Here is a 26,554-nt window from a genome sequence, read left to right on the forward strand (position 1 = left end):
AAGCTGGTCTGGTCTTATCAGCTGTTCCGTTTTTGTTTTTGATGACGAGGTGCTTTAATATATCGCTGCCCCAACATCACCAACCGGAACGCACATCTGCAGCATTTAACAACTACTCTAAATAACATAACAACACTTCAACCATGCTAAAAACTGCTGCCTTGTGGCGCTACAGTATTTTTAATTTCCTCTTGATTGCACTGCTGGCTCACTGGTTCTGGCAACAGAACCAGCCTATTGCCCTGCTTGAGCCTGAATTGCCTGCCAGTGGCAAGCTCAACTGTGTTTCCTACGCCCCCTATTACGGCAAGGGTGAAACGCCATTCGTTGCCACCACGGTGGCAGAAAAATCCAGAATAGAGCGGGATTTGCGCTTACTATCAGAACGCTTTGACTGCGTGCGCACATACTCTGTCAAGCAGGGATTGGACTATGTGCCCGAAGCAGCCTCCAAGCTTGGCATGAAGGTATTGCTGGGTGCTTGGGTAGGTTACGTAAAACTAGAGAACGACAAGGAAGTCGACCTGGCCATCAAGCTGGCCAATCGCTATCCCGAAACCGTCAAGGGCTTGATCATTGGCAATGAGGTATTGCTGCGCAAGGAGCAAACCGAAGATGTCATGCTGGCCTATCTGGAAGAAGCGCAACGCCGCACTGAAGTGCCTGTCACTTATGCAGATGTTTGGGAATTCTGGCTAAAGCATCCGCGCCTGGAACAAGCCGTGGATTACCTCACGGTCCATATTCTGCCGTATTGGGAAGATGACCCACAAAACGTGGACAATGCGATTCATCATGCGGAAACAGTGATGGAGTCATTGGGTAAGACCTTCTCCAAGCCGCTCTTTATTGGCGAAACCGGTTGGCCTTCTGTTGGCAAACACCGCAATGATTCAATTCCCAGCTTGGTCAACCAAGCAAGCTATCTGCGCCAGTTTATCCAGACAGCCCACGACAAGGGCTGGAACTACAATTTGATCGAAGCGATTGACCAGCCGTGGAAGCGTGACCTAGAAGGCACTGTCGGCGGTTATTGGGGTATGTACGACACGGATCTCAACAGTAAATTTGAGTTCACAGGCCCGGTTGCAGAACGTGACGATGGCTGGCAGCCAATTATCTGGGCTTTTGCCGGATTCATCCTGTTTTTCATCATTACAATCGCCCGCAAGGAGTTAAGGCTTCCCGCCTTGGTGGCAATGGGCTCTCTCGGCATCCTGAGCGGCGCCACGGCTTATATTCAGTGGGATTACCTGATTGCTGCCTGCCGCGACCTGGCAGAGTGGATAGCGCTGGTTGGCATTGTCCTGGTGGGTATTGCTGCCCTTCTCAATATGCCTGCCCTGCTCGCGCGAAGGCAAAACAAGGTGGTGCACAGCCTGCTGTTCATACTGGTATTGACTGCCATGATCACAAGCTTCCTGTTGATCCCGAAGATGAGCTTTATCCCGCGTGATGTCGAGCTTCATCCTGTCATCGGCCAGCTTATCTACATGATGGATGGCCGCTATCGCAACTTCCCACTGGCGCTTTATGCATTGCCGGCATTGCAATATGCCATCGGACTTTCGCTGCTCGGGATTTTGCATCGCACCACGTTTGGCCGTTATCGCAGGCTCAACATCATTGCCATCATCAGCGCATTGATTTGCCTGGTTCTGGAACCGTTGAACACGCATGCACTCTTATGGCTAGGCGTGGTCGCTTTGCTGGCTTATGCCAGTTGGCCGCGCAAGGGAGCCAAGGTTTGAGGGGGCACTTGGCATTGGCATTTTATTTGGCATTGATAACTAAAACCAAAAGACGACTTTATGAAATTTATCAATAAATACAGCAAGGCCCTTATCATTGCATTAGCAGTCACCCTGCTGCATTTCGGTATTTGGGAAGTGATCAATCGTGCCCTGCCACTGATTGACGCCCCTCCCATTGTCAATGGGTTCGCCTATAGTGGCTACCAGATTGGCCAAAGCCCCCAGGAACGCAAATACCCCAGCACCAATGAACTATTGAAAGACCTGGAGCTCATGAAGGGCTATACCAATCGCATCCGTATCTACGGTGCGCTTGAAAACCCTGAAACCACTGCGCTTGCCGCAAGGCTGGGGCTCAAGGTTACCGCAGGCGCCTGGCTGGGGCCGGACCACGAAGACAACAAGCGCGAGCTTGACGCCCTGCTAGCGCGTGCAGCGTTGTATCCCAATATAGAACGCATTATCGTCGGCAACGAGGCCATGTTGCGTGCCGACCTCAATGTGGATGAAATGATTGCCTACCTGGAAGAGGCCCGCCGTACCTCACGCGTGCCGGTTTCAACGGCAGAGCCTTGGCACGTCTGGCTGCGCTATCCGCAACTGGTCAAGCACGTGGACTTTATCACCGTGCACCTCCTGCCCTATCACGAAGGCCTGCCTGCAGAAAAAGCAGTGGATTATGCGCTGGAACGCTATCAGGAGCTCATGGATAAATATCCACGCAAAAAGATCGTGATTGGCGAAATCGGTTGGCCAAGCAAGGGGCCGACCATTGATGCATCAGTGGCCTCCAACGTCAATCAGGCGCGCTTTGTGCGCGAGTTCCTTGCCAAGACTGCTCATGAGAACTACGACTACTACCTGATGGAAGCGATCGACCAGCCGTGGAAGGTCAAGATTGAGGGCTGGGCTGGTGCCTATTGGGGCATGTTCGATGCTGAACGCCAGGAGAAATATTCCCTGCACGGAGCAGTTCCCAAGGATTTGCGCTGGGTATCCAAGGCGCTCTGGGGCTCTCTCCTTGCCTTTATCCCGATATTCTTTATCGCGGTACGCTTCCGCGAATGGGGAACAGGCGCCCAGATATCGCTCGCAGTCCTGCTGCAGGCTTGTATTACCGTGCTGGTCGTCACCTGGAACCTACCCGGGGATTACTACTACTCACTACGCGACATGATTATCCTGGTGGCACTGATCATGGCATTGCTCATGACTTCAGCAGTGCTCATGACGTATGCCGTGGAGTTCAGCGAGGTGATGTTCAAGGGATACTGGGTACGCGCCTACACGCCAGCTACACCGGCTCCGCCTGAAAAAGAAGCGTTTGTCTCGGTCCACCTTGCCTGTTACAACGAGCCTCCCGAGATGGTGATTGCCACGATCGAAAGCCTGGTACAGCTCGATTACACCAATTTCGAAGTGCTGGTAATCGACAACAACACCAAAGACGAAAGCAAATGGAAGCCTGTGGAAGAATATATGGCGAAATTGCCGGACAACTTCAAGTTCTACCACCTGCCGCAATGGCCCGGCTTCAAGGCTGGCGCGCTCAATTTTGCCCTACAGGAAACCGATCCAAGGGCTGAGGTGGTCGGCGTTGTAGATGCCGACTATGTTGTCGCCCGTGATTGGCTGGCAGTGCTGATCCCGCACTTCTCCGACCAAGGCGTCGCTGTAGTACAAGCACCTCAGGCCCACCGCGAATTTGAGAACAACTTCTTCCGTCGCATGAGCAACTGGGAATTCGAAGGCTTCTTCCGCATCGGCATGCACCACCGCCATGAGCGCAATGCGCTGATCCAGCACGGCACCATGACACTGGTACGCCGCAAGGCCCTGGAAGATCTCGGCGGCTGGTCGGAATGGTGCATATGCGAGGATACTGAGCTAGGCTTGCGCCTGCTGGAAGGTGGCTACGAGCTACGTTATATCGACAGAACCTTTGGCCGCGGCCTCACCCCTGCCAACTTCGAAGCATTGAAATCCCAGCGCTTCCGCTGGGCATTCGGTGCCATGCAGATCCTCAAGCATCACCTGCCCAAGCTGCTAGGCAAATCAACACTGACCTTTGGTCAGCGTTATCACTTCCTGACCGGCTGGCTGGGCTGGCTGGGTGATGGCCTGCAGTTTATTTTTACCATGAGCTCGATTGGCTGGACCCTGGCCATGCTGGCTTTCCCCAAATCGTTCAGCCTGCCGGTTTCCATCATGCTGACCCCGGTGCTCTGCTTCTTGGTAGTCAAGGGTGCATTAGGCCCCATCCTGTACCGTAAGACCATGAAGGATTGCAAATGGTCCGATATTCTAGGCGCCTCTCTCGCTGGCCTGGGGCTATCACATACCATTGCACGCGGCATCATGATGGGCCTGATCCAGAAACGCGGCGTATTCAAGACCACAAACAAGGGCAAGGCAGTCAAAGGCAGCATATTCAGCCTGCTCACACCGATCAGAGAGGAAGTCCTGTTGTTGCTTGCCCTGATCGTCGCAGCTGCCGCGATGATTTATGCACGTGGCTTCAACAATCTGGATGCCCAGCTTTGGGTCACCATGCTGACATTACAATCCCTGCCCTATTGGAGCACGCTGGCTTGCCAGATCATTGCCCAATTGCCAGATAGCAAACCAAAGCATAGTTCACAAACAATAAAGGCTATAGAATAACTATGCTCCTATAGCCTTTCTATGATGAGTTTAGTCATCATAAGCCATTAATACTTGGCGCTCCTAGCGTATTAAAGTTAAAAAATAAAAGCCCCGATTGGGGCTTTTATCATATCTCGCTGTAGTAATCAGAAATGATAAGTCAGCCTAATCTGGTTGAAATTAATACCTGGATTTTCTGAAGTAATACCTGCATTGGAGTAGTGCTGGAATCGGTAGCTAAGATCGTATTGCTGCCTTTCGCCAAACTTTAAGCCTAAACCAATATGATCACTAAACTCAAACCTTGATCCCATACTTGTATCCCCATTTACCTGCTTGCCTGAAAACTGGTTTATGCCGATACCACCTTCGATGTATGGGGCTATACCGTTGATTGGCTGCCGTTCAAAACGGAAAACCGGGGTAAAGCCTATTCCGTAAATTTCTTTTCTTGGTGAAGGGCCATTACCTTTCCAAAATGAGGCGCCAAGTTCCCAGTATCCGCTCAAGAACCAGTCACCCTCAGCAAACCAGCGCTTATCCCAATTCCAATGTAGGGCAATATTCGCCATGTCGGCCTCAGAGCCGCTACCAGCAGTAAGGGAGATACCATCAAATGCCCAAGCTTGACTAGCTTGAAAACAGCCGATCAGGGCAAACATACTCAGGATTTTTTTCATTGGTTAACCTTTTCTTATTAAAAGTACGGCGAGTTACGGTGACAGGTGAAAATTTTTGACAAGCATAAGACTAAGTAACTGCTGAGCTTTATCGGAAACCGAGAGTTTTTGTTGTAGGAATAGGATGACAATTCAATAAATTTACGATGTCTACATACAAAAAAGAAAAGCCCTTTTCAGGGCCACTTCATATCAAGTCAGATTTTGAACTGCTTAATTTCTTGCATCCAGCCTTATCAGATTACAGGGACTAAACCTAGCATCTTTTTAATTACTATAAAGTTTATTGCTCTTACAACATCTTCAGTATCTACTTACATTTTAAGTTTTCCAGTTTTGCTAATTTACTTATGAAAATTTAATTAATCGGATTTATTAATCTGCATAGGAGCTATCATGAGTGTTCAAATTTTTAACCAGGTAGTAGTTGACCATCAAGTAAATTTCAAAGTCCTTAAAGATGGTAAGACCTATGACTTTTCGTTTTCAAAAGATGCAATTGATTATTGTGCAAATGCTCTCAGTATTAGTATCGATGAAGATTTGGATCGGCTAGAGATTTTTGTAAAACTCGAAGATGATATTGCTGCAAAGGCCGAGGAAATATTAGAGCAAGGTGCACAAAAGAATGAAATGACTTATGTCATTGATGCAAATTAATTTTCATTCACTTACTTTTGGTTTTATCTATTCTTATCAATCAACTTCTAAATCCTGTGAACCTGTATAAGTTGTCAGACGCCACTGACAGTGGTTTCAGCGGGAGGAGGATACCAGCAGTAATGATTGAACTGTTACATTGCGGACTGCAATAGCTACAGGCTGCTGACCTCTAGGCTGGCAGAAGCAGCGGTCATAGGCCGCCCTCAATAATGTATTAAACAAATCGGAGGGAATATATGCCAATTTCTACCATTTTATTGGTTATCTTGATTCTTCTACTCATCGGAGCTCTGCCTAGTTGGGGCTATAGCAAGAGCTGGGGCTATGGCCCAAGCGGCGGTGTGGGGCTAGTGGTTCTTATATTGATTATTCTGCTGCTCACAGGGCGCATATAACGCATTACTAAGCAAATCTAAATAAAAAAGCCCTTTAGGGCTTTTTTATATTATGTAGCCCGAAACTCAGTTTATTGCTTAATGAAGTAGAACTTGAAACTCTTCTAGAGGCAATGGCTGAGAAAAAAGATAACCTTGGAAAGCTGAGCAGCCATATTGACGTAACATTTCCATCTGCTCTTGCGTTTCTACACCTTCTGCAATAACCTCAAGATCCAATGCTGCTGCCATCGCAATGATGGCCTTGACGATCACAGCGTCATTTGCATTATTGACTATATTGCCCACAAAGCTGCGGTCTATCTTGAGTTGGTTGAGTGGTAAGCGCTTGAGGTGTACTAAAGAGGAATAGCCAGTACCAAAGTCATCCATTGCAAAATGAATACCCAATTGCTGTAATGCCAGCATTTTCTGGGCATTACCAGATGTGCTTTCCATTATCAGGCTTTCAGTCAGTTCTATTTTCAGCCGACCGGGGTTTATCTGCGTCACGTCCAGTATTTCTTGAATTCGTTCAACAAAATCATCCTGGCATAACTGCCGAATACTGACGTTCACCGACAATACCAGGTCTCGCGTATGTTCATGGCGCTCCCAAGCTTTAAGCTGATGACAGGCAGCCGTGAGGACATAATGGCCAATTGGCAAAATCAGGCCTGTTTCTTCAGCTAAGGCAATGAACTGCATCGGTGATACCAACCCACGATCGGGATGCTGCCAGCGCAATAATACTTCAGCGCCATAAGCGCGTTGCTCGCTATCCACCTGGATCTGGTAATAGAGCAGAAGCTGGTTATTGCTTACGGCACAGCGCAGGTCTGCCTCCAGCCCCGCCCTGCTTTCGATGATTTCCTGCATTTGCGGGTCAAACAAATAGTAAGTATTGCGCCCAGTTTGTTTGGCTTGGTACATGGCAGTATCAGCACGCCGCAAGACTTCGTGGCTATTAAAGCCTTCATGAAACATGCTGATGCCTATGCTGGCGGTGCAGTGGTAATGATGGCCTTTAATCTCATAAGTATGGCTGATTGCATGACATACTTTATCAGCCACCCTGAGTGCGCCTTGAGTCGCAATAGCCTCATCGCTGCTGATGTCTTCAAGAATCACGAGAAACTCGTCCCCGCCAAAGCGGGCAACCATGTCGCTTTGGCGTACAGAATTACGCAAGCGGGATGCAACCTCGGTAAGCAGCATGTCACCAAAATCATGCCCTTTTGTATCATTCAGTGTTTTAAAGTTGTCGAGGTCTATGAAAAAAATTGCGCCACAACTTTTATTACGCTTAGTGTTTATTAATGCCTGTGAAAGCCTGTCCATCAGCAATCGCCTGTTGGGCAACTGCGTCAATGGATCGTAAAAAGCCAAGCGATAAATATTTTCCTTGGCTTCTTTTTGCTGGCTTACATCCGAAAATGTAGCAATGTAATTGACGATGACATGATGGTCGTCGGTAATCGCCTTAATTGTGAGCAACTTGGGATAAATGGTGCCGTCCTTGCGTTTATCCCAAACTTCACCCTGCCAGTAATGATGCTCGCGTAGCTCCCGCCACATTCTGCGATAAAAGTCTGCATCTTGTCTGCCGGATTTCAATAATGACGGGGTCATGCCAATGACTTCATCCGCACCGTAGCCGGTCAAGCGGGTGAATGCACTATTCACCCTCAGAATTATATTATTGCCATCTGTCACCAGGATGCCATCTTGGCTCTCAAAAGCATGATGCATAATCCTGAGTTCTTTTTCTGCCTCTCCCAGACGCTTTTGAAGCCCAGCTAGTTCTTGATGCAGACGGTTACATTCTTCTTGTAACACGATACTTGGCAATATGAAGCCAAGCAATCTTTGTGAAAGCCGTGACAGCTTGTCCTTCAAACTTGCGACCAATGCAATATCCGGCATCAACGCCCTGCCATTGGCACTCCCCATCAGAAAAGCCATTTTATAACTTTCAGTTTTTAAGTTTTAAAATACCAGTCGCACTTTTAACCATTATATAAACATGGTTATTTGAATAATAAAAAACGCATTATTAATTGACTAAATGCGAGCAATCGACCCCTTGGAATATACAAACCTGCCATCCCAATTGACAAGTCAATCTTATTGACCCTGAGAAAAAGCGTCAACCTATTTTTACTAATTAAGAGTTAGTACGTTTGGCCTACCAATAGGTTATTGACAAAAATCCAATTGATTTAGTCAAGCCAAATAAAAAGCCGGGATATCCCGGCCTTTTATTACCTATTGTTGAAAAATGCGATATTCACACATCGGTCATTCACAAAAGTAAGCTCGATGGTCTTATAGGTCCGCTTGGGGTCGTATTTCACCAAGTCTTTGTAATACCACATTTCCACCTGGTCGGGCTTACCCTGTTTTTCTGTGGGACGGCCAAGGACATTTGAAGCATTGCTTGGCTTGACAGACTGCTCTTTTTTAAGCGGCTGACCAAGCTGTTTGGCCACCACATCACGTGTTTTGTTGCCAAACGCGTTCAGAAATTCTTCTTCCGTATAGGTTGTCTTTTTGGATTCAGCCATGGCAGGCGTAGCCATCATGATCGAAGCCAGCAATGCGCCAACAACCAGAAAACACTTCTTATACAATACCATTACAACGACTCCTTCTTCCTCTTTATTGGGCTTATCCGTCGAAGCGTCAAGCCCTTGTAATTAAAAGTCAGCTATTTCAAGCTTGAGGCCATCATACCCCACCTGCACGGATGATGGCAGCATTTTGCTGACCGCTTCGTACTCCATCTCATGGGTCATATGGATGAGGTACGTTTGCTTTGCACCAATGATGGCGGCCTGCTCCAGGCTTTGTTCTAGACTAAAGTGCGTGTAATGCGGCGTATAGCGCAAGCAATCCAGCAACAAGACATCAAGGCCATGCAACAGTTCTAGCGATGTGGCCGGAATGGCAGAAGCATCTGTGAGGTAAGCCAGCTTGCCAATGCGGTAACCATACATTTCCAGGCTGCCATGCAGGATTGGAACAGGCACTATTTGATTGTCAAACAAATCAAATGACTGCTCAACCGGATTGACGCTCAGAATGGGAAGGTCCCAATAATCTCCTGGTTCGCGGATCGCATAGCCAAACTTGCTGACGATATGCGCCATGGCATCAGGCTTTCCATAGAGCGGAATCTGCTGGCGCTGCTTCTGGCAAAAGGCCCGCAGGTCATCAATACCATGCATATGGTCGGCATGGGTATGGGTATAGAGCACCGCATCCACATGCGTGATCCCTTCGCGCAATGCCTGCAGCCTGATGTCTGGCCCGGTATCGATCAGGACATTCTTGCCATTGCTCAAAGTCAGCAATGAGGAGCAACGGCTGCGCTTGTTCCTTGGATTATCTGACATGCAAGTGGCGCATCGGCAGCCAATCACCGGTGTGCCGGCACTGGAGCCTACGCCCAGCACAGTCAGGCGCATGGGCGGGCATCCTTGAACAGGCGGAAAAAGTTTTCCGTCGTCGCCTGTTCCACTTCCTGGTAACTGATGCCGCGCAGCTTGGCGATTTCCTCCGCCACATAACGCACATAGGCCGGCTGGTTGAGCTTGCCCCGGAATGGCACCGGCGCAAGATAAGGAGAATCTGTCTCCACCAGAATGCGCTCAAGCGGTAAGGCTTTGGCTACATCCTTTAATGCCACGGCATTCTTGAAAGTCACGATACCGGAGAAGGAAATGTAAAATCCCAGCTCGATCGCTGCCAGTGCCACTTCCAGGCTCTCGGTAAAGCAGTGCATGACACCGCCTACCCGCTCCGCATGCTCTTCGCGCATGATGCGCAAAGTATCTTCTGCCGCACTACGGGTATGGATGACCAGCGGTTTTTGCGCGCGAATGGCCGCCCGGATGTGGGTACGGAAGCGCTCGCGTTGCCACTCCAGGTCACCGGTAAGGCGGAAATAGTCCAGCCCAGTCTCACCAATCGCCACGACTTTCGGATGCGCCGCCAATGTGACCAATTGGTCCTCAGTGAATTCCGGCTCGCTTTCATAATCCGGATGCACGCCGACCGAAGCATAAAAATTATCATGTGATTCGGCCACCGCCAGTACTTGAGGAAAATCCGGCAATGTGACGGAGATACATAAGGCATGCCCCACCCCTTGCTCGCGCATAGCAGCGCGCAAGGCCTCTATATTGTTGCGAAATTCGGGGAAATTCAGGTGACAGTGGGAATCAACCAGCATAAAACAGCTTCAATCAAATCAGGGTTAAATAATCAAAAACAGATTACATGGTGTGGGTAGGACGTTGCGATTTCAGGGCATTGCCAAGCAGTCCTTCAATCCGGTTGCGGGCTTCCAGGCCACCATCCTTCTCGCTCAGCTGCACGCCGATGCCTTGGGGCCGGTTACCATGCGCCACCGGGCTGATCCAAATCACGCGCCCCGCCACCTTGAGCTTGTCAGGGTTATCAAGCAGACTGAGCAGCATGAACACCTCATCGCCGATATTGAAAGGCTTGTTGGTCGGGATAAACAGGCCTCCCCCTTGGATAAAAGGCATGTAAGCCGCATACAAGGCGGCTTTTTCCTTAATGGCAAGCGACATCACGCTGGGTTTTGTCGCTTGCTTGTCTATGCTTTCTGGGCTTTCTGGCTTGCTCACCTTGGCCTGCTATCCGGGAAATAATTTACTATACTGCAACAACAGGTGCTCAAGTTGCAGCTCATTATTCAAAGGGTGGCTGGCAGAACGCCTAGCTTCATCCACCTGGCGCTGGAAAGCCAGCAATGCACTCAAGTCTACGCTTTTGCTCAATGCTTGCAAAGCCGCAAGATCGCGCACATGGTAACGCGGCCGCGTATTCAGCCGGATAGCCAAAAGGTCGTACACCCACTTTTGCACTGCCGTCATCACGTCTTCCATGCCAAGTGCGGCAAACTCCGCTGCTGATGTAAACGGATCCAGTTGATATCCTTGAGCAAGACGTGCAGGCACAATCTGCATCCGTTCATTGCCTGCAGTTGCAGCCTCAACAGCTTTAAGTGGCGAGCCGCCACTATATGCCAGCCAATATTGGGCATCATTTACCCCTTGCTGCTCAAGCCAGGCTAATGCCTCCTGTTCTGAAGGAGCAGGCATTTCCACTTGCTGGCAACGGCTCATGATGGTCGGCAGCAAACGTTGCGGACTGCTCGTAACCAGGATGAACATGACATCTGCAGGCGGCTCTTCCAGCATTTTCAGCAAGGCATTGGCCGAGGTCTGGTTCAATGTGTCTGCCGGATGGATGACGACTATGCGAACGCCATCGTTCTGATGGCTGGAAAGCTCAAGAAAGCCAGCCAGTTCCCGCACCTGTGCCACGGATATCTGTGTGCTCTTTCGTGCTGGCTTCTTGCTAACCGGGGCCGTATCCGTGGTTTCAGGAATCTCCTGCTCAGGCGTCAGCAAGCGGTAATCGGGATGGCTATTCTGCGAGAACCAGCTGCAACTTACGCAATGGCCGCAAGCATAGCCATCGACGGCTGGCGACTGGCATAGCAGCGACTGTGCCAGCGCATTGGCAAAATCCAGCTTGGCAATCCCCTGTTTGCCGCGCAAAAGCAAGGCATGGTGCCTGCGCTGGCGGGATTGCTGCAATCGCTGCCAAGTGCTGGCATGCCAGGAGTAACGCTGTTCACTCATCTGCCAAAATTCTGCAAGATTTCAATGACATCATGCCGAACCACATCAAGCAGACGGTTGCCGTCAATCAGCCGGAACCGTTCCGGCTGCGTTTCGGCACGCAACAGGTAGCCATTGCGGATGCGGCGGAAGAACTCGATGCTTTCACGCTCGAACTTGTCTGGCGTCCTCGCTGCTGCAAGCCGCGCGACGCTCACCTCGACCGGCACATCAAACAACAGGGTCAGATCCGGCTGCAAACCTTGCTGCACCCAGTGTTCCAGCGCTTCCACTTTGCTCCGTTCGACACCGCGTCCACCGCATTGATACGCAAAAGAAGCATCCGTGAAGCGGTCGGATACCACCCAAGTCCCACGCACCAGTGCAGGCTCAATCACCTGTGCAATATGCTCCCGCCGCGCGGCAAACATCAGCAGGGTTTCGGTTTCCGCATGCATGGGCTCATGCAGCAGCAGTTCACGCAGTTTCTCCCCCAGTTGCGTGCCCCCGGGCTCGCGCGTGGAAACCACTTCCAGCCCTCGGGCCGCGAGTGTTGCAATGATGCTGTCTATATGCGAGCTCTTGCCCGCGCCGTCCATGCCTTCCAGGGTGATGAATCTACCGCGCATTGCCGCCCTTTAGTTGATAACGCACCACCGCGCGGTTATGTTCGCTCAAGGTGCGGGAGAATTGATGGCTGCCATCGCCCTTGCCGACAAAATATATTGCATCTGTCTTGGCAGGGTGCAATGCCGCCGTGATGGCTGCCATGCCGGGCATGGCAATTGGCGTGGGCGGCAGCCCTGCCCTGGTGTAGGTGTTGAAAGGCGTATCCCTGAGCAGGTCGCGCTTGCGCAGGTTGCCGTCGAATGTTTCACCCATGCCGTAGATTACCGTAGGGTCAGTCTGCAAGCGCATGCCTATGCGCAGGCGGTTGAGGAACACGCCGGCGATAATCGGACGCTCGCTTGCCTTCCCCGTTTCCTTTTCCACGATGGATGCCATGATCAGCGCTTCATAGGGGGACGCATAAGGCAGGCCTGGGGCACGTTGTACCCAGGCAGCCTGCAGGCGGTTTTGCATAGCGACATAGGCCCGCTTGAGAATATCCTGGTCGCTCATGCCACGGCTGAAGTAATAGGTATCAGGGAAGAACAGACCCTCCGGCAATGCATCCGTTGCGCCTATATTGCGCATGATCTCCTCATCAGTATAGGCCATGGTGAGATGGCGTACAGATTCGTGCTGATTGAGGGCCTGGCGCATCTGCGCAAAGGTCCAGCCTTCAATGAAAGTAATACTGTCCTGCGTCACATTGCCATTGCTCAGCGTGATGAACAGCTCGTAAGGCGTCTGGCCTGATTCCAGCAGATAGTTGCCCGCCTTGATGCCGCCCGCCATGTGCATGGCACGCACGAGGAGTATGAAGCTCCATGGTTCCTTGAGGATATTCTGATCGACCAGTTGCTGGGAAACCGTGCGCAGGCTGCTGCCGGCACGCAGCTCGAATTCCACGGTCTGCGTGGGAAAATGCAATGGCGTTGTGACGAAATAAGCCATCCATGCGCAAAATGAGGCTACCAGCAATACCAGTAATAAAAACAATGCTTTCAGTATGCGCATGCTATTCCTGCAAAATTTGGCGCAACCTGGCGGCCAGTTGCCCGAGCGGCCAGGTTCGCCCATTGAAATCCACGACTTGCCAGGCGCCATACAGGCTATTGCACATCAGCACTTCGTCAGCACGCATCAAGTCAGGCAAGGACAGTGGCGCAACTGATGGCAGCAGCCCCAGGCTTGGGGCAATCTCAAGGATGCGCTGACGGGTAATCCCAGCCACACCACAGCGTTCAAGGTTGGGCGTTATCAATATTTTACCCGAGCGTACGAAAATATTGCTCATCACCCCTTCAATCACCAGATTATCCTGATCCAGCAAAATCCCTTCGCTGATGTTCGGGTCCGACCATTCCTGCCTTGCCAGCACATTCTCAAGACGGTTGAGATGCTTGATCCCTGCCAGCAAGGGCTGGTGCGCCAGCCTGATAGTACACAAGTGGACGCGGATGCCTTCATCCGCGTTTTTTTGAGGATAGCCAGACAACGGGCTGCGCATCACGACACGTGTAACCCCGTTATCCGTCGCGGCATATCCACGCTCGCCAATGCCACGTGTGAGCATGAGCTTGGCGACACCGTCGCCCTTGTCGGCAAACAGGCTCGCAATCTCTTCGCGCCAGATGGATGCCTCAGGGCAGGTCAAGCCAAGCCGGGCGCTATCAGACGCCAGCTTGGCATAGTGCGCTGCCCATGTTTGTGGCTGACCTTGCAATACACGCAGGGTGCGAAATATGCCATCGCCATAGGCAAATCCGCGATCCAGCGGGGAAATCGCACCATCGGTAATGCCATTAATCAGGAATCTGCTTGAACTCATTGGAATCTGCAAAATCAACAGCCGCCATGCTAAAGCATATGCTCGCGCTTAGAAAGACTCACTCTCCACAAAAGCTGTGGATAATTTTGTGGATTATGTTTGAAAAAGAATGCTAACCCACGGTCAGCATTATGATTTTTTGGAATCGCCCAGTTTTTAGGCAGATAATTTTATTATTTATAATCAGACACTTAAAAAAACATCCATATAAACAAGCAGTAAAGCGGACATATTACTGTCACATATCATCCATCTGTGTATAAAGGCCCGTGCATCAACATGTTAATGCACGGGCCTTTAGGAGTTTGCTCTGTTTTAGAGAGCGCGAAAATTAAACCTTGCGGAAGACCAAGCTACCGTTCGTACCACCAAAACCGAAGTTGTTTTTCACAGCCACGTCAATCTTTAAATCCCTGGCTTCATTAGCACAGTAATCAAGATCACATTCCGGATCCTGGTTAAAGATATTAATGGTTGGAGGCGATACCTGGTGATACAGTGAGAGTATGGTAAACACTGACTCAAGACCGCCTGCCCCGCCCAGTAAGTGACCTGTCATTGACTTGGTGGAATTGACCACCAGGCGCTTGGCATGATCACCAAATGCAGCCTTGATAGCACCGGTCTCATTCACATCACCCAAAGGTGTGGAAGTACCATGTGCATTCACAAACTGTACCTGGTCAGGATTCAAGCCTGCATTTTTCAACGCATTCACCACCGCACGGCGCGGACCGTCCATGCTTGGTGCGGTCATGTGGTAGGCATCAGCACTCATACCATAACCCACCACTTCCGCATAAATCCTGGCACCACGCTTCTTGGCTGACTCGTACTCTTCGAGCACCACGACCCCGGCACCTTCGCCAATAACGAAACCATCACGGTCAGCATCCCAAGGGCGGCTGGCTGTTGCAGGATCATCATTGCGAGTCGAGAGCGCGCGGGCAGCAGCAAAGCCACCTACACCCAACTCGGTAATCGGAGCCTCGGCGCCACCGGCCACCATAATATCGGCATCCCCATATTCAATCATGCGGGCAGCGTCGCCAATCGAGTGCGTACCAGTGGTACACGCAGTAACGATAGCAACATTAGGCCCCTTGAAGCCATACATGATGGAAAGGTTGCCCGAAATCATGTTGATGATAGTGCCAGGGATGAAGAATGGCGAGATTTTGCGAGGACCAGATTCATGATAAATCGTGTCTGTATCCTCGATCAGCTGCAATCCGCCAATACCTGAACCGATGGAAACACCTATTCGTTCAGCATTTTCCTCCGTAACTTCAATGCCCGCATCCTTCACTGCCTCGATAGCGGCCGCCATGCCATACTGGATGAAAGTATCCATCCGGCGCGCTTCCTTGGCAGGAAGATATTGCGATACATCAAAGCCCTTCACTTCCCCCGCAATTTGCGAGGCGAACGGAGTGGCATCGAATTTGGTTATGTTGGTGATACCGGATTGACCGGCCACAAGGTTGGCCCAGGATGTCTGCACACCGATACCTACCGGTGACACAACGCCTAGGCCAGTCACTACTACCCTACGCTTGGACAAGACGACTCCAAGAAAAAAATCAGCAATTGGGAAAAGAAAAAATTACTTCAGGTTGGCGTTGACGTAATCAATCGCTTGCTGAACAGTCGTGATTTTTTCGGCTTCTTCGTCAGGAATTTCGCAGTCGAATTCTTCTTCCAGCGCCATCACCAATTCCACGGTGTCGAGAGAATCAGCACCCAGATCGTCAACAAAGGAGGATTCGTTTTTTACGTCAGCCTCGTTTGCACCCAGTTGTTCGGAAACGATCTTTTTAACGCGTTGTTCGATGTCAGACATCTAAATTATTCCTTTCAAGTTTAAGTCGCTTAAAAAAGCTCGGGCTATTCTATCAAAAGTCCCGAGGAATTCAAAAAACAGAATGATTAGGGTCTGTTCCCCTGATATTCGTGCCCGCGTTGAAGTGGCAAGTGGTGCCAGGCAAGACGCGGGACGCAGGCAATGGTGATTCCCTTGCCAAGTCCCGCAACGCAGCATGGGGCCAGTTGCCACTACAACCCGAAGGGCCGGTATCGGTTTTTGCACGGTGCTGCGTTATTCGTCGTTCAGTTGGAATGACCAAACTTCCCTTTTCATGCCTTGCTCCGCACAAAAACCGATACCGGCGCGGACTCGAATATCAGGGGAACAGACCCTAGCGGTATAGTCATCAAGCCATGTACATGCCACCGTTCACGTGCAGGGTCTCACCAGTGATGTATCCTGCAGCGGCGGAAGCCAGAAAGCCTACCGCGGCGGCAATATCCGACACATCGCCAAAGCGCCCTGCCGGCACGCGTTTCAACAGTTCTTCACGCACAGTTTCAGGCAGCTCACGTGTCATATCGGTATCGATAAATCCAGGTGCAACACAGTTTACCGTAATACCACGGCTGCCGACTTCCGCTGCTAGTGACCGCGTAAAGCCGGCCATGCCTGCCTTGGCAGCGGCATAGTTTGCCTGGCCGGCATTGCCCATATGGCCGACCACGGAGGAAATATTAATGATACGGCCATGCCTGGCCTTCATCATGGGGCGCAGCACCGCTTGAGACATGCGATAGACAGAGGTCAGGTTGGTAGCAATCACAGCATCCCAATCTGCATCCTTCATCCGCATCAATAAGGTATCGCGTGTAATACCCGCATTATTGACCAATACGCTCACATCACCGAACTGAGCCGCAATCTGCTTCAGAACAGCTTCTACCTGAGTAGCGTCGTTCACATCCAATGCCAGGCCAATGCCACCGTGTTCTGCCAACGCCTGAGAAATCTGTGCCGCGCCGGACTCTGTTGTTGCTGTCCCAATCACCTTGGCACCCTGCTTGGCCAATTCCAGTGCAATTGCCGCACCAATACCACGGCTAGCGCCTGTTACAAGTGCAATCTGCCCTTCCAGCATGCTTGCCTCCTATCTATTCTATTGATTGAACTGTGCCTGGGCTTCAGCCAGCGCTTCTTGATTCACCAGTGCCAGGCAAGGCAGCTCGGCAACCGTGCGCTTGACCAGGCCGGCCAATACCTTGCCAGGTCCGCACTCTGCACTGGCAGTAACACCAGAGGCATGCACAGCCTGGACAGTCTCAACCCAGCGCACAGGGCTATAAAGCTGACGAACCAAGGCATCCTTAACCTTATCTGCAGCATCATGCGCGGCAACGTCTGCATTATGCAATACGGGAATGTGGCCTGCGGCAAAGCCGACATCGCGGAGATATCCGGCAAGCTCATCGGCCGCTGGCTTCATGAGGGCGCAATGAGAAGGCACGCTCACCGGCAACAATAATGCCCGCTTGGCGCCCCTGGCCTTGGCAGCTTCCACGCCACGCTCCACAGCTGCCTTGTGGCCGGCAATTACCACCTGCCCGGGTGAATTCAGGTTAACCGCTTCCAGCACATCGCCTTGCGCAGCTTCGGCGCAAGCAGCCCGCACCGCGTCATCACCCAGGCCCAGTACCGCAGCCATGGCACCCTCGCCATCCGCCACAGCTCCCTGCATCACTTCCGCACGGAAACGCACGAGCGGCAAAGCAGCCTCGTAAGACACAATTCCTGCAGCAACCAAGGCAGTGTATTCACCCAGACTATGCCCTGCCAGCACGGTCGGCAATGCGCCACCCTGGGCCTGCCAGGCACGCCATGTAGCCACACCGGCCGCAAGCATCAATGGCTGGGTATTGGTAGTCTGGTTGAGTACATCATTAGGCTCCGTCGCCATGCGCCAGAAATCGACGCCTAGAATATCGGAGGCCTCAACAAAGGTATCCTTGATCACGGCAAGATCACCAAACCCCTGCATCATGCCGACGGATTGAGATCCCTGCCCTGGAAAGAAAAATGCAAATTTCATGAATTCGGCCTTTTTTAGGTCGCAAAAGAGACTAATTGAAATGAATCAATATTTAAGGAGAACGGAGCCCCAGGTGAACCCACCACCAAAAGCTTCCATGAGAATAGTTTCGCCGCGCTTGATGCGGCCATCACGCACCGCCACATCCAGGGCCAAAGGTACGGAGGCAGCCGAGGTATTGCCATGCTTGTCGACCGTGACAATCACCCTTTCCATTTCCATGCCCAGCTTGCGCGCAGTGGATTGCAGGATGCGGATATTGGCCTGGTGCGGTACCAGCCAGTCGATATCCGATTTTTGCAGGCCATTGGCCTCCAGCGTTTCATCGACGATGGCATCCAGGGTATTCACGGCAATCTTGAATACCGTATTGCCTTCCATGTGGATGGTGTTGTCATCGCCGCGCTCAGAGACGCCACTCGGCACATTGAGCATTCTGGCATAGCTACCATCCGCATGCAGGTGGGTGGAAATGATGCCCGGTTCATCGCTAGCACCAAGCACAACAGCGCCTGCGCCGTCACCCCACAGGATACAGTTGCTGCGATCTTTCCAGTCGGTAATGCGCGACATGGTTTCGGCACCGACTACCAGCACAGTGCGGGCCGCACCGCTGCGGATGAAATTATCCGCAGTGGCGATTGCATAAATAAAGCCGCTGCATACCGCCTGCACATCAAATGCAGGAGCGCCGGCGTTGCCCAGCTTTTGCTGCAGCAGGCAGGCCGTGCTCGGGAACACTCGGTCAGGCGTGGTGGTTGCCACAATAATCAGATCGAGCGCCTCTGCACCAATATTCGCAGCTTCCAGCGCATGCTTTGCAGCAGCAAGCGCCAGATCGCTCGTAAACTGGCCATCCGCGGCAATATGACGCTCACGTATGCCAGTCCTGGCAAAAATCCACTCATCCGTGGTATCTACCATACGCTCGAGGTCAGCATTGGTAAGTATCTTTTCCGGCAGATAGCTACCGGTTCCCAAGATGCGTGAATAGGTCATATACCCTCTTTATGTATTTTCAACTACCTGAGCAGTAGCTTGTGGCTTGAGATGCTCGATTTCAAGTTGCTCAGTGATGCGCTCCAGGACGCCATTGCGCGACTCTTCCGCCGCCGCCTGGATCGCATAGCGGAATGCCAGGCTGTCAGCACCGCCGTGGCTCTTCACCACGATGCCGCGCAAGCCCAGAAAAGTGGCACCATTATAGCGGCGCGGATCCAGCCTGCGCTTGAACGCTTTCAGCACCGGCATGGAAACCAAGGCCATAAGCTTGGTTAACCAGCTGCGTTTGAACTCCTGCGTCAAAAAGCGGTTGACCATCTGCGCCAGGCCTTCTGAAGTCTTGAGTGCAACATTGCCGACAAAGCCATCACAGACCACGACATCAGTCGTACCTTTATAGATATCATTGCCTTCGATATTGCCGTAGAAGTTGAGGTGGCTGGCACGCAATAATTCTCCCGCCTCCTTGACCACCTCATTGCCTTTGATGTCTTCAGAACCAATATTGAGCAAGCCGACTGTAGGGCGTTCCTTGTGCTCAACGCAGGATACCAGCATGGCGCCCATGATGGCGAATTGCAATAAATGCTCTGGCGTACAGTCGGCATTCGCTCCAAGGTCCAGCATATAAACTGTGCCTTTTTGCGTTGGCAATATCCCTGCAATGGCAGGCCTATCAATTCCCGGCAATGTTTTAAGGACAAAGCGGGCAGTCGCCATCAGCGCGCCTGTATTGCCGGCGCTGACACATGCGTTGGCTTCGCCACTCTTGACGAGGTTGATCGCCACGCGCAACGAAGAATCTTTTTTGTTTTTGAGTGCGCTCTGTGGAGACTCATCCATTGCCACAACTTCGCTGGCATGATGAATCCTGAGGCGCGAACTGACTGTGGCCTTGTTGGCGGCCAGCTCTGCCTCAATGACATCCTTCAACCCAACAAGAATGACGTTTAATTGGCTATCTTGCTTGATAGCGCTGAGCGCTGCGGGAATGGTGACATGAGGGCCATGGTCGCCTCCCATCGCGTCGATAGCAACAGTTATATCCATGCTCACAATCGGAGGTTAAATACAAAAGCGCCAGCCGTAAAGGCTGGCGCATATACCTGCAAGTCCAGGGGAATTACTCACCCTTGGCTGGCAACACCTTGCGACCACGGTAATAGCCATTAGGGCTTACGTGGTGACGCAAGTGAGTTTCGCCAGTAGTTGGCTCAACTGCCAGTGGCGGGTTGGTCAAAAAGTCATGGGAACGGTGCATACCGCGTTTGGATGGTGACTTTTTATTTTGTTGAACGGCCATAATTTACTCCTAGTTAACTAATCGTTTTGGCTTTTGCCGGCTTTAAATCCCTTTAACACAGCAAAAGGACTCGGTTTTTCCAACTCAACCCTGCCCGTACCACCGCATTCATTTTCAGCATGCTTTGGTGCCAATGGCAAGGCTAGCAATATCTCGTCTTCTACCAGGTCTATCACCGGCATTTGCGTTTCCGCCACCAGATAATCCACCTCATCGTCATATTCATCTGAATCTGGCGATGGAATCGCATTTTCACTGGTAACGATTACATAATCTGCAGCCACATCCAGCGGGTATTCAAATGAATCCAGGCAACGCTGACAGACCAGCTTGAGCACACCTTGCACTACCAAGTGGAATGCGGGCTTGCCGGACATATCAGTCTTGCCAATCAGGGTGATTTCCAGCGCACCATCGGTGTCGGCCAGATACTCACCCAAGCGAGAAAATCGCAGGAGCGGGATTATATCACGAAACTCTTGCGCTTTTCTTGCAAAGTCGAGACTGTTAATAACAGGTACGTTGATTGCTTGTGCAGTCATAAGCCGCGCATGATATAATTTGCCGGTTCCCCTGTCAAAAATCAGCACCATTTTTCAGGTTTTAGGTTTACTTCGTGATCAAAAAAATTCTAATTGCCAATCGCGGCGAAATCGCCGTGCGCATCGTGCGCGCATGCTCTGAAATGGGCATCAAGTCTGTTGCGATATATTCTGACGCCGACCGTCACGCGCTACATGTCAAGAAAGCTGATGAAGCCTATAACATCGGGTCCGACCCGGTTCTGGGCTACCTGAATGCACATAATATAGTCAATTTGGCAGTTGCATCCGGCTGTGATGCACTACATCCGGGCTATGGTTTTCTTTCCGAGAATCCCGAGCTGGCGGAAATCTGTGCCCGGCGCGGCATCAAGTTCATTGGGCCCGATGCCAAAGTCATCCGCCAGATGGGAGACAAGATCCAGGCGCGCACCGCCATGATCAAGGCTGGGATCCCCTGTGTGCCGGGCAGTGAAGGCAACCTCGAAAATCTCGAGGAAGCGCGCAAGCTGGCAGGCAAGATCGGCTATCCCGTCATGCTAAAAGCCACCAATGGTGGCGGTGGCCGCGGTATTCGCCGCTGTAATGACGAAAAAGAGCTGCTCAGCAATTACGACCGCGTGATTTCCGAAGCCAGTAAGGCTTTCGGCAAGCCGGAAGTATTTCTTGAAAAATGCGTGGTTAATCCACGCCATATTGAAGTACAAGTGCTAGCTGACAGCCATGGCAACGTCATCCACCTGTTCGAGCGCGACTGTTCCATCCAGCGCCGCAACCAGAAACTCATCGAGATTGCGCCATCGCCGCAACTGAGCAAGGCACAGCGCGAATACATTGGCAACCTGGCAGTCAAGGCAGCCAAGGCTGTCGGCTACAAAAATGCGGGTACTGTCGAGTTCCTGCTCGACTCCGACAATAATTTCTACTTCATGGAAATGAACACTCGTTTGCAGGTGGAACATACCGTGACCGAGCAGATCACCGGTATCGACATTGTGCAGGAGCAAATCCGCGTCGCCGACGGCCAGCGCCTGCAATACAAGCAAGCCGAAGTCCAGTACCGCGGTTTCGCGATGGAGTTCCGCATCAATGCGGAAGACCCAAAAAACGATTTCCTGCCCAGTTTCGGCAAAATCACGCGCTACTACTCTCCCGGCGGTCCGGGCATCCGTATGGATGCGGCCATGTATAGCGGCTATGTGATCCCGCCTTACTATGACTCCATGTGTGCAAAACTCACTGTTTGGGCGTTGAATTGGGAAAGTGTCGTTGAACGCGGCCGTCGTGCGCTTAACGACACCGTTGTCTACGGGGTCAAGACTACGATTCCTTACTATCAGGAAATTCTCAAACACCCGGACTTTCGCAATGCGCAGTTCAATACCAGCTTTGTAGAGTCCCATCCCGAGCTTGCCAACTATGCAACCGAGTTCCCGCGTGAACTGATTGCTGCGGCGATTTCAGCCGCTATAGCTGCCCACGAGGGTATCTGAGGCTTACATTAACACCTTGAAGTGGTAGAAGAAATTATGGCAAAAGTACATGTAACCGATGTAGTTCTACGTGATGGTCATCAGTCGCTGATTGCGACCCGCATGCGCACCGACGACATGCTGCCCATTTGTTCCAAACTTGATGCAGTCGGCTATTGGTCACTGGAAGCATGGGGCGGCGCGACATTCGATGCATGCGTACGCTATCTGCGGGAAGATCCCTGGGAGCGCTTGAAAAAGCTACGCCGCGCGTTGCCGAACACCCGCATCCAGATGCTGCTGCGCGGCCAGAACCTTTTGGGCTACCGCCACTACTCCGACGATGTAGTTCGCGCATTCGTGCAAAAATCTGCCGACAATGGCGTAGACATCTTCCGCATCTTTGATGCAATGAACGACCTGCGCAACCTCAAGGTATCCATCGAAGCCGTCAAGACCGTTGGCAAGCATGCAGAAGGCACGATCAGCTATACCACAAGCCCAGTGCATGACATTCCTTATTTCGTTAACCTGGCCAAGGAGCTGGAAAGTTTCGGCTGCGACACCATCGCCATCAAGGACATGGCCAGTCTGCTGACACCGCAGGTCACCGGCGAACTCGTCAAGGCATTGCGCGAAACCGTCAGCCTGCCCATCCACTTGCATGCCCACGCCACTTCCGGCCTTGCCAGCATGTCGATCCAGCGCGCTGTTGATAATGGCGTCGCCATCGTTGACGGATGCATCTCCTCATTTGCGGAAGGCGCCAGCCTACCCACTACGGAAAGTATCGTGGCCGCACTCAAAGGTACGGAATACGATACAGGCCTCGATATTGGCCTATTGCAGGAAATTTCCGCCTACTTCCGCGAAGTACGCAAGAAATACTGGCAGTTTGAAAGCGAATTCACCGGCGTAGACACCCGCGTATTGGTCAACCAAGTGCCTGGCGGCATGATCTCCAACCTGTCCAACCAGCTCAAGGAGCAAGGCGCCCTCAACCGCATGGATGAGGTGCTGAATGAAATCCCGCGCGTACGGGAAGATCTCGGCTTCCCCCCGCTGGTAACACCTACCTCACAAATTGTCGGTACCCAGGCGGTATTGAACGTGATGACAGGCGCGCGTTACAAATCCGTCACCAATGAGGTGAAAAACTACCTATTAGGACATTACGGCAAGGCCCCGTCTGCCGTTAACGAGGATGTACGCAGCCTCGCTGTCGGCAATGCCGAGGTGATTGAATGCCGCCCTGCCGATCTGTTGACTGCAGAAATGGAAAAGTTGCGCAATGAAGTGGAAGGCCTGGCCAAGAGCGAAGAAGATGTGCTGACCTATGCCATGTTCCCCGACTTGGCAAAGACCTTCCTACAGGAACGCAATGCAGGCAGCCTCAAGCCAGAACAGTTATTGAGCAAGGAAGCCGTAACTTCCAGCGAGTCACGCTCCCGCTATGCGCCTAGTGAATTCAACGTAACACTGCATGGTGAAACCTTCCATATCAAGCTCACCGGCAGCGGCCACCATGGTGAAGAACAGCGTCCATTCTACGTTTCAGTCGATGGTGTGGCTGAAGAGGTCGTATTGGAGACTTTGAGTGAAATCGAGGTTTCAAGCGGAGGCCAAAGCAGCAATGGCGAGGCCAAGAAGAAGGCAAGCGGCAACACCGGCAGCGGCCGCCCTCGCCCATCGCACCCTGGCTGTGTGACCACTGCCATGCCCGGCACCATTGTCGACGTCAAGGTCAATATTGGCGACAAGGTCAGTGCCGGCGATGCCGTACTGGTGATTGAAGCCATGAAGATGGAAAATGAGATTCAGGCTTCGAAGACCGGCGTAGTTGTCGCGGTTCACGTCAAGAAGGGTGACACTGTCACCCCGGATGAAGCCTTGCTGGAAATCCAGCCAGACTAATTCTTTGCTCTGGCAATCATAAAAAGCCGGTACCGACCGGCTTTTTATTTGCCTTTTGCCATGCTCCCTGCTCCATGACACAATAAGGCCTTTGCTCCTACCCGACCATGCAATCCCTGATTCTTGCCTCATCCTCACCCTATCGCCGTGAGCTGCTCTCCCGATTGCAGCTACCCTTCAGTGTGCACCCCCCAGAGATTAACGAGACACCACAACAGGACGAACTCCCGGAGCAGACCGCGTTGCGATTGGCCCAGGCCAAGGCATGCAAGATCGCTGAAACCCACCAGGATGCCTTGATCATTGGCTGCGACCAGGTGGCGACATTGGATGGGTTGCAACTCGGCAAGCCGCTCACACATGAGAATGCTGTCAAGCAATTGCAGCTGATGCGCGGACGCAGCGTCGTATTCCATAGCGCGCTATGCCTATACAATGCTGCAAACCAGCAGATGCAAGCCGATGTCGTGCCTTATCACGTCAAGTTCCGCGACTTGAGCGATCAACAGATTGAGAACTATTTACGCAAGGAACAGCCTTATCAATGCGCCGGCAGCGCCAAATCAGAAGGCTTGGGTATTGCGGTCATTGCCGCCATGCAAGGCGATGACCCCAACGCATTGATTGGCTTGCCGCTGATTCGCCTGATCGACATGCTGGCAAACCAAGGTGTGGCCATCATCTAAGAGCCTGTTCAACGTACCCCATGACATAACGTTGAACAGGCTCTAATAACACCGTACTTCACCGGAGGATATCCATGACATTCAAGCATACATTACTTGCAATAGGCTTAATGACCGCTTTCCAGGCCATCGCCGCCCAAGACGAAATCCGCAGCACCTTGCATGACCAGCAAAGCATTGCCGTCACGATCTATAACGGCGACCTTGCCTTGGTCAAGGACCAGCGCAAGGTGAACCTGAATTCCGGCTTGAATGCATTGGCACTGCGCGATGTCAGCGCACAGATACAGGCGGAGACGGCTTTATTGCGCAGCCTTAGCGGGCAATTGCAGACATTGGAGCAAAATTTTGACTATGACCTGCTCAGCCCAGAGAAATTGCTGGAAAAATACATTGGCCACACCGTGCAGGTAATCAGAACCAACCCTGCAACAGGAGCCGAAACCATTGAATCGGCCCTGGTGCTGGCAGCAAATAATGGGACGGTACTCAAGATAGGCGACCGAATCGAAACGGGCATCCCCGGCCGCATCGTCTATCCGGACGTGCCGGAAAACCTGAGAGATCGTCCAACCCTGGTAACGCAGCTCACTACCAGGCAGGCGGGGCCGCAGGATGTTGAATTGAGCTACCTGACTTCCGGCTTGGGCTGGAAAGCGGATTATGTGGCTGAATTGAACGCGGCAGAAGATAAACTGGATTTGTCAGGCTGGGTCACGCTTTCCAATACCAGCGGCACCACCTATCGCAATGCCAAGCTGCAACTGGTTGCAGGGGATGTACATCGCATTTCCCCTTCCCGTCCTGTCCCGATGGCATTGATGCGCAAGAATGAAATGATGATGGCGGATGCCGCACCCGCCATGGCAGAAGAGTCATTGCTTGAGTACCACTTGTACTCACTTGACCGTCCAACCACGTTAGCTGAAAACCAGACCAAGCAAGTAGCCTTGCTCAGCGCACAGGCGGTTCCCGTCCGCAAAGAGCTTGTATTGAGAGGCGCCAATTACTATTACCAGTCCAACCAAGGTGACCTAGGTCAGAAGCTCAAGGTGGGCGTATTTATCGAGTTCGACAACAAGGAAAGTGCCAAGCTGGGCCAACCGCTGCCCAAGGGCATCCTGCGCGTCTACAAGAAGGATAGTCAGGGCAACGCCCAGTTTGTCGGTGAAGACAACATTGACCACACCGCAAAAAATGAAACCGTGCGCCTCAAGCTAGGCGATGCATTTGATGTCACTGCCGACAAGAAACAAACTGACTTCAAGAAACTGCCCAATCCAGCCAAAGGCAACAGCCAGTTTGAAAGCGCTTATGAAATTGTGCTCAAGAATGCCAAGAACCAGCCAGTCAAGGTCAATGTGATAGAGCCCATTCCCGGTGACTGGAAAATCCTGGCCCAAAGCCACTCAAGTGCCAAATCAAGCAGCAATACTGCAAGCTGGCAGATCACCATCCCGGCCGAAAGCAGCATCACACTCACCTACAGGGTACAGGTGAAATATTGATCACCGGCACGTTATAC

26 protein-coding genes are annotated in these 26,554 nt (G+C 51.7%); 8 read left to right on the forward strand and 18 right to left on the reverse strand.

Annotation, left to right across the window (positions count from 1 at the left end; genetic code table 11):
- The first annotated feature begins 143 nt into the window (after positions 1-143).
- Positions 144-1,751, forward strand: a complete 1,608-nt coding sequence (locus LG198_RS03760; protein ID WP_230341817.1) for a glycoside hydrolase family 17 protein — start codon at positions 144-146, stop codon at positions 1,749-1,751.
- A gap of 60 nt (positions 1,752-1,811) precedes the next feature.
- A complete protein-coding gene (locus LG198_RS03765) occupies positions 1,812-4,418 on the forward strand; it encodes a glycosyltransferase (protein WP_230341818.1) in 2,607 nt (868 codons plus the stop codon).
- Positions 4,419-4,546: 128 nt separating this feature from the next.
- On the opposite strand, the gene LG198_RS03770 is transcribed toward LG198_RS03765, so the two are convergent.
- Positions 4,547-5,080, reverse strand: coding sequence for an acyloxyacyl hydrolase (locus LG198_RS03770; protein WP_230341819.1), 534 nt, complete (start codon positions 5,078-5,080; stop codon positions 4,547-4,549).
- Positions 5,081-5,476: 396 nt separating this feature from the next.
- Between LG198_RS03770 and LG198_RS03775 the strand changes: the two genes are divergently transcribed.
- Positions 5,477-5,740, forward strand: a complete 264-nt coding sequence (locus tag LG198_RS03775) for a DUF1488 family protein (RefSeq protein ID WP_230341820.1) — start codon at positions 5,477-5,479, stop codon at positions 5,738-5,740.
- A 239-nt stretch (positions 5,741-5,979) separates the two neighbouring features.
- Positions 5,980-6,138 carry a DUF3309 family protein gene (locus LG198_RS03780; RefSeq protein ID WP_230341821.1) on the forward strand — a complete coding sequence of 53 codons (159 nt, stop codon included), beginning with the start codon at positions 5,980-5,982 and terminating at the stop codon, positions 6,136-6,138.
- Between the two features lie 78 nt (positions 6,139-6,216).
- On the opposite strand, the gene LG198_RS03785 is transcribed toward LG198_RS03780, so the two are convergent.
- The 17 genes from LG198_RS03785 to LG198_RS03865 all read right to left on the reverse strand — a co-directional run bounded on the left by LG198_RS03785 (position 6,217) and on the right by LG198_RS03865 (position 20,957).
- A complete protein-coding gene (locus LG198_RS03785; RefSeq protein WP_230341822.1) occupies positions 6,217-8,082 on the reverse strand; it encodes a putative bifunctional diguanylate cyclase/phosphodiesterase in 1,866 nt (621 codons plus the stop codon).
- 299 nt (positions 8,083-8,381) lie between these two features.
- A complete protein-coding gene (locus LG198_RS03790) occupies positions 8,382-8,702 on the reverse strand; it encodes a hypothetical protein (protein WP_230341823.1) in 321 nt (106 codons plus the stop codon).
- Between the two features lie 114 nt (positions 8,703-8,816).
- Entirely contained in the window at positions 8,817-9,587 is a 771-nt protein-coding gene (locus tag LG198_RS03795) for an MBL fold metallo-hydrolase (RefSeq protein WP_230341824.1), read from the reverse strand.
- Positions 9,578-10,354, reverse strand: coding sequence for a TatD family hydrolase (locus LG198_RS03800; RefSeq protein ID WP_230341825.1), 777 nt, complete (start codon positions 10,352-10,354; stop codon positions 9,578-9,580). The genes LG198_RS03795 and LG198_RS03800 overlap by 10 nt, the downstream gene beginning before the upstream one ends.
- Before the next feature lie 43 nt (positions 10,355-10,397).
- On the reverse strand, positions 10,398-10,718 hold the full coding sequence (locus LG198_RS03805; RefSeq protein ID WP_230342062.1) for a PilZ domain-containing protein: 321 nt from the start codon (positions 10,716-10,718) through the stop codon (positions 10,398-10,400).
- Between the two features lie 66 nt (positions 10,719-10,784).
- Positions 10,785-11,798 carry a DNA polymerase III subunit delta' gene (gene holB, locus LG198_RS03810; protein WP_230341826.1) on the reverse strand — a complete coding sequence of 338 codons (1,014 nt, stop codon included), beginning with the start codon at positions 11,796-11,798 and terminating at the stop codon, positions 10,785-10,787.
- A complete protein-coding gene (gene tmk, locus LG198_RS03815) occupies positions 11,795-12,406 on the reverse strand; it encodes a dTMP kinase (RefSeq protein WP_230341827.1) in 612 nt (203 codons plus the stop codon). The genes holB and tmk overlap by 4 nt, the downstream gene beginning before the upstream one ends.
- The gene (mltG, locus tag LG198_RS03820) at positions 12,396-13,400 is read right to left on the reverse strand and encodes an endolytic transglycosylase MltG (protein ID WP_230341828.1); all 1,005 of its coding nucleotides are present in this window, start codon (positions 13,398-13,400) and stop codon (positions 12,396-12,398) included. The genes tmk and mltG overlap by 11 nt, the downstream gene beginning before the upstream one ends.
- A 1-nt stretch (position 13,401) precedes the next feature.
- A complete protein-coding gene (gene pabC, locus LG198_RS03825) occupies positions 13,402-14,214 on the reverse strand; it encodes an aminodeoxychorismate lyase (RefSeq protein WP_230341829.1) in 813 nt (270 codons plus the stop codon).
- A gap of 331 nt (positions 14,215-14,545) precedes the next feature.
- On the reverse strand, positions 14,546-15,778 hold the full coding sequence (fabF, locus tag LG198_RS03830; RefSeq protein WP_230341830.1) for a beta-ketoacyl-ACP synthase II: 1,233 nt from the start codon (positions 15,776-15,778) through the stop codon (positions 14,546-14,548).
- 42 nt (positions 15,779-15,820) lie between these two features.
- Positions 15,821-16,057, reverse strand: a complete 237-nt coding sequence (gene acpP, locus LG198_RS03835) for an acyl carrier protein (protein ID WP_011479726.1) — start codon at positions 16,055-16,057, stop codon at positions 15,821-15,823.
- Positions 16,058-16,427: 370 nt separating this feature from the next.
- Positions 16,428-17,162, reverse strand: a complete 735-nt coding sequence (gene fabG, locus LG198_RS03840; protein WP_230341831.1) for a 3-oxoacyl-ACP reductase FabG — start codon at positions 17,160-17,162, stop codon at positions 16,428-16,430.
- An 18-nt stretch (positions 17,163-17,180) separates the two neighbouring features.
- A complete protein-coding gene (gene fabD, locus LG198_RS03845; RefSeq protein WP_230341832.1) occupies positions 17,181-18,110 on the reverse strand; it encodes an ACP S-malonyltransferase in 930 nt (309 codons plus the stop codon).
- 45 nt (positions 18,111-18,155) lie between these two features.
- A complete protein-coding gene (locus LG198_RS03850) occupies positions 18,156-19,109 on the reverse strand; it encodes a beta-ketoacyl-ACP synthase III (protein ID WP_230341833.1) in 954 nt (317 codons plus the stop codon).
- Between the two features lie 9 nt (positions 19,110-19,118).
- Complete coding sequence (plsX, locus tag LG198_RS03855) at positions 19,119-20,162, reverse strand: phosphate acyltransferase PlsX (RefSeq protein ID WP_230341834.1); 1,044 nt, start codon at positions 20,160-20,162, stop codon at positions 19,119-19,121.
- A 73-nt stretch (positions 20,163-20,235) separates the two neighbouring features.
- Positions 20,236-20,415 carry a 50S ribosomal protein L32 gene (gene rpmF, locus LG198_RS03860; RefSeq protein WP_230341835.1) on the reverse strand — a complete coding sequence of 60 codons (180 nt, stop codon included), beginning with the start codon at positions 20,413-20,415 and terminating at the stop codon, positions 20,236-20,238.
- 17 nt (positions 20,416-20,432) lie between these two features.
- Complete coding sequence (locus tag LG198_RS03865) at positions 20,433-20,957, reverse strand: YceD family protein (RefSeq protein WP_230341836.1); 525 nt, start codon at positions 20,955-20,957, stop codon at positions 20,433-20,435.
- 74 nt (positions 20,958-21,031) lie between these two features.
- Here LG198_RS03865 and LG198_RS03870 point away from each other — a divergent pair, with 74 nt between their 5' ends.
- The 4 genes from LG198_RS03870 (at position 21,032) to LG198_RS03885 (ending at position 26,537) form a co-directional block, all read left to right on the forward strand.
- Complete coding sequence (locus LG198_RS03870) at positions 21,032-22,450, forward strand: acetyl-CoA carboxylase biotin carboxylase subunit (protein ID WP_230341837.1); 1,419 nt, start codon at positions 21,032-21,034, stop codon at positions 22,448-22,450.
- 36 nt (positions 22,451-22,486) lie between these two features.
- The gene (gene oadA / locus LG198_RS03875) at positions 22,487-24,343 is read left to right on the forward strand and encodes a sodium-extruding oxaloacetate decarboxylase subunit alpha (protein WP_230341838.1); all 1,857 of its coding nucleotides are present in this window, start codon (positions 22,487-22,489) and stop codon (positions 24,341-24,343) included.
- Between the two features lie 107 nt (positions 24,344-24,450).
- Positions 24,451-25,029, forward strand: coding sequence for a Maf family nucleotide pyrophosphatase (locus tag LG198_RS03880; RefSeq protein WP_230341839.1), 579 nt, complete (start codon positions 24,451-24,453; stop codon positions 25,027-25,029).
- 74 nt (positions 25,030-25,103) lie between these two features.
- Complete coding sequence (locus LG198_RS03885) at positions 25,104-26,537, forward strand: DUF4139 domain-containing protein (RefSeq protein WP_230341840.1); 1,434 nt, start codon at positions 25,104-25,106, stop codon at positions 26,535-26,537.
- The last annotated feature ends 17 nt before the right edge of the window (positions 26,538-26,554 follow it).

It is taken from the genome of Methylobacillus arboreus, from assembly GCF_020532725.1.
Taxonomy (GTDB): domain Bacteria; phylum Pseudomonadota; class Gammaproteobacteria; order Burkholderiales; family Methylophilaceae; genus Methylobacillus; species Methylobacillus arboreus.

Excerpts from the sequence above, each read along its gene's own strand:
- LG198_RS03760 (WP_230341817.1), top strand. The coding sequence starts at position 144 with ATGCTAAAAACTGCTGCCTTGTGGCGCTACAGTATTTTTAATTTCCTC.
- LG198_RS03765 (WP_230341818.1), top strand. The coding sequence starts at position 1,812 with ATGAAATTTATCAATAAATACAGCAAGGCCCTTATCATTGCATTAGCA.
- LG198_RS03770 (WP_230341819.1), bottom strand. The coding sequence starts at position 5,080 with ATGAAAAAAATCCTGAGTATGTTTGCCCTGATCGGCTGTTTTCAAGCT.
- LG198_RS03775 (WP_230341820.1), top strand. The coding sequence starts at position 5,477 with ATGAGTGTTCAAATTTTTAACCAGGTAGTAGTTGACCATCAAGTAAAT.
- LG198_RS03780 (WP_230341821.1), top strand. The coding sequence starts at position 5,980 with ATGCCAATTTCTACCATTTTATTGGTTATCTTGATTCTTCTACTCATC.
- LG198_RS03785 (WP_230341822.1), bottom strand. The coding sequence starts at position 8,082 with ATGGCTTTTCTGATGGGGAGTGCCAATGGCAGGGCGTTGATGCCGGAT.
- LG198_RS03790 (WP_230341823.1), bottom strand. The coding sequence starts at position 8,702 with ATGATGGCTACGCCTGCCATGGCTGAATCCAAAAAGACAACCTATACG.
- LG198_RS03795 (WP_230341824.1), bottom strand. The coding sequence starts at position 9,587 with ATGCGCCTGACTGTGCTGGGCGTAGGCTCCAGTGCCGGCACACCGGTG.
- LG198_RS03800 (WP_230341825.1), bottom strand. The coding sequence starts at position 10,354 with ATGCTGGTTGATTCCCACTGTCACCTGAATTTCCCCGAATTTCGCAAC.
- LG198_RS03805 (WP_230342062.1), bottom strand. The coding sequence starts at position 10,718 with ATGTCGCTTGCCATTAAGGAAAAAGCCGCCTTGTATGCGGCTTACATG.
- holB (WP_230341826.1), bottom strand. The coding sequence starts at position 11,798 with ATGAGTGAACAGCGTTACTCCTGGCATGCCAGCACTTGGCAGCGATTG.
- tmk (WP_230341827.1), bottom strand. The coding sequence starts at position 12,406 with ATGCGCGGTAGATTCATCACCCTGGAAGGCATGGACGGCGCGGGCAAG.
- mltG (WP_230341828.1), bottom strand. The coding sequence starts at position 13,400 with ATGCGCATACTGAAAGCATTGTTTTTATTACTGGTATTGCTGGTAGCC.
- pabC (WP_230341829.1), bottom strand. The coding sequence starts at position 14,214 with ATGAGTTCAAGCAGATTCCTGATTAATGGCATTACCGATGGTGCGATT.
- acpP (WP_011479726.1), bottom strand. The coding sequence starts at position 16,057 with ATGTCTGACATCGAACAACGCGTTAAAAAGATCGTTTCCGAACAACTG.
- fabG (WP_230341831.1), bottom strand. The coding sequence starts at position 17,162 with ATGCTGGAAGGGCAGATTGCACTTGTAACAGGCGCTAGCCGTGGTATT.
- fabD (WP_230341832.1), bottom strand. The coding sequence starts at position 18,110 with ATGAAATTTGCATTTTTCTTTCCAGGGCAGGGATCTCAATCCGTCGGC.
- LG198_RS03850 (WP_230341833.1), bottom strand. The coding sequence starts at position 19,109 with ATGACCTATTCACGCATCTTGGGAACCGGTAGCTATCTGCCGGAAAAG.
- plsX (WP_230341834.1), bottom strand. The coding sequence starts at position 20,162 with ATGGATATAACTGTTGCTATCGACGCGATGGGAGGCGACCATGGCCCT.
- rpmF (WP_230341835.1), bottom strand. The coding sequence starts at position 20,415 with ATGGCCGTTCAACAAAATAAAAAGTCACCATCCAAACGCGGTATGCAC.
- LG198_RS03865 (WP_230341836.1), bottom strand. The coding sequence starts at position 20,957 with ATGACTGCACAAGCAATCAACGTACCTGTTATTAACAGTCTCGACTTT.
- oadA (WP_230341838.1), top strand. The coding sequence starts at position 22,487 with ATGGCAAAAGTACATGTAACCGATGTAGTTCTACGTGATGGTCATCAG.
- LG198_RS03880 (WP_230341839.1), top strand. The coding sequence starts at position 24,451 with ATGCAATCCCTGATTCTTGCCTCATCCTCACCCTATCGCCGTGAGCTG.
- LG198_RS03885 (WP_230341840.1), top strand. The coding sequence starts at position 25,104 with ATGACATTCAAGCATACATTACTTGCAATAGGCTTAATGACCGCTTTC.